Below are 2339 nucleotides of genomic sequence, written 5' to 3'. Positions count from 1 at the left end.
GACCCGGCCGAGCTCGTCAGGACCCTCGTCGCGCCGATTTACCTGCGGCTCCTTGTCACCGCCGAGCCAATCGACCAGACCACCGCCGACAACGCCGCAAAGGCCGCCCTCGCCGCCGCACGCGCTGGCGCGATCCGGGGTTAACACCGGGATGCTCGCCCAAAGATCAGGCAGGTGCTGCAAGGCCAGCGGCCCGACCACGCATATCAACACGCCGAGGCCATAACCGTCTCTCCTCAGTCAATCTTCGGGATTCGGCTTGACGATCACGCTCCGTCAGCAAAATGGGCGGCGGCCAAGCCGACCCAGGCGCGTGACACCCTCAGCGCGATCACCCTCTTCTACATGGCATTGGGTTCGGCCCAGTCGAACTTGCCTTTGGCGTCGTTCGTGTAACCGTCGAGCGACGCGATCACCGCGTAGACCAGCATGTTCGTCCCCCCGATTTGATGACCGCCGTCCGTGCGCCACATAGGGGACGATCGTCGTCCCGCGCAGTCATCGGTACGGCGCAGCGACGGTGACCCAAGCCCGGAACTTGAAGGAGCGCTCCAGGTCGCATGGGATCGGACCTTCGAGGCGCACCCGGTGTTGTTCATCTTGATCGGGTCGGACATCTCGATGATGGAGTCGATCGGCACATACGAACGGCCGTTGTTCGGACGAGTCAAGGAGATGGTGGTCAACCCATTCGAGCTCGGCGACACCGCGGAGATGATCAAAGCTGACGACCCGGCGATCGCCATCGATGCCTATCTAGTGACCGGTGGTTACCCTCGCATCTGCGCCGAATGGCGCGATACCCCTGACGTGGCGGCATTCCTCGACCGGCAGCTCGGCGACGAGAACTCCGACCTCATCGACGTGGGGCGCAACGTACTCGCCGCGGAGTTCCCCCCGCAACTCCAGGCAACGCGCGTGCTGAGCACGATCGGATCGGGAGAACGGAATTTCACCGGGATCGGCGCACGGTCGGGCATCGGCCACACGCCGCTGAACCGCTCACTTCAGACGCTCACCTCGGCCAAACGTGTGGTCAGTGTGGATCGCCCGGTATCGCTTCGTTCCGGTAACGACCCGCGCTACCGGGTGGCCGACCCGTACCTGCGCTTCTGGCTGCGGTTGATTGAGCCGTCCCTCCCCGACGTCGCGCGGGGTCGCCCCGATCTGGCACTCGCCCGGGTGCGTGAGTCATGGCACGAGTTCCGCGGCCGCGCCGTGGAACCGGTCATCCGTGCCTCCCTCGAACGAATCGCGGCCGACGATCCGGTGCTCGACGGAACCGGCGTCGTCGGCGGGTACTGGACCCGCACCAACAATGTCGAGGTTGATCTTGTCGGCGTTGACCGGTGGCCTGACTCGCGCCGGGTGACGATGACGGGATCCGTCAAGTGGCGGGAGAGAGCCCCGTTCGACCGGCGAGACCTCGCTGCGCTTGTCGGGCACCGCGCTCGCGTGCCGGGCGGCGCCGACGCGAAGCTCATCGCAGTGAGCCGATCCGGGAGCACGATCACGGGCATCGACCGCGTTTACGGACCAGCGGACCTGGTCGCCGCATGGCACTCCCCCACTGCCTGAGGCGGGTGCCCGCCCGGCGGTTCCGGGAGGTCCGGGTGCCGGGCGGGCGCTGGGTGATCGGGGTTAGCGGGTGGCGGGGTGCCAGGGAAGGCGGTAGGCGCGGTAGGTGTTCACACCTGCCGGGAACTCGGCGTTGAAGATGAGCTTGCCTGACGCGCTGAACTCGGAGAAGTACGGCAGCGAGCCCCAGCCGACGAAGAGGTCACCGCCGCGCAGCAGTTCCGCGTTGCCCTGCGAAGGAGCGCTCAGGCCCTCGGGCTGGTTGTCGGCCGCCAGCAGGGTGGCGGTGTGCGTCCTGGTGTTGAGCTTGACGGTGATCGCGCGGCTGTACGGGAGGTCGACGAGGTCGTTGGTCCCGGTGTTGGCGGTGCCGGCGGCCTCGTTGTCGAAGAACGTGTAGATGCCGTCGCCGTGCGCCTCAGGGTCGTGCTGCCAGGCGAAGATCTCCCCCGCGCTGTCGAGTTTCTGTCCCTTGGCGGCCGTCACCTTGAACGAGCTGTCCTTGCCGCCGAGCCGCCAGACGATCTTGCCGGTCTTCGGCGAGACCTCGTAGGTGGTCCAGGTGTCGCGCGCGTCGATGAGCAGGTCACCGTTGGTGTCGACCTTGACCGCGTTGAGGTGGAACCAGTCCCACGGGGTGGACGCGGACGCCGGGAGCGGCTGCTCGCTCTGCCCGTAGGGCACGTGGTCGGCGCTGTTCCACTGGAAGAGCACCTTGCCGGTCTTGATGTCGATCTCTTGCACGACGCCGTTGATGACGG

2 protein-coding genes are annotated in these 2339 nt (G+C 66.6%); one reads left to right on the top strand and one right to left on the bottom strand.

Going from position 1 to position 2339, the window contains the following annotated elements; translation table 11 throughout:
* Positions 1-588: 588 nt before the first annotated feature.
* The gene (locus VME70_10080) at positions 589-1578 is read left to right on the top strand and encodes a DUF234 domain-containing protein (GenBank protein HTW20544.1); all 990 of its coding nucleotides are present in this window, start codon (positions 589-591) and stop codon (positions 1576-1578) included.
* 63 nt (positions 1579-1641) lie between these two features.
* Here the strand turns inward: VME70_10080 and VME70_10075 are convergent.
* On the bottom strand, positions 1642-2339 hold a 698-nt coding region (locus VME70_10075; GenBank protein HTW20543.1), incomplete at its 5' end, for an arylsulfotransferase family protein.

The sequence above is a fragment of the Mycobacteriales bacterium genome (assembly GCA_035504215.1).
Classification (GTDB): Bacteria; Actinomycetota; Actinomycetes; order JAFAQI01; family JAFAQI01; genus DATAUK01.
Note: the sequence above shows the minus strand (reverse complement) of the source record. Positions and strands in the feature narration are given on the sequence as shown.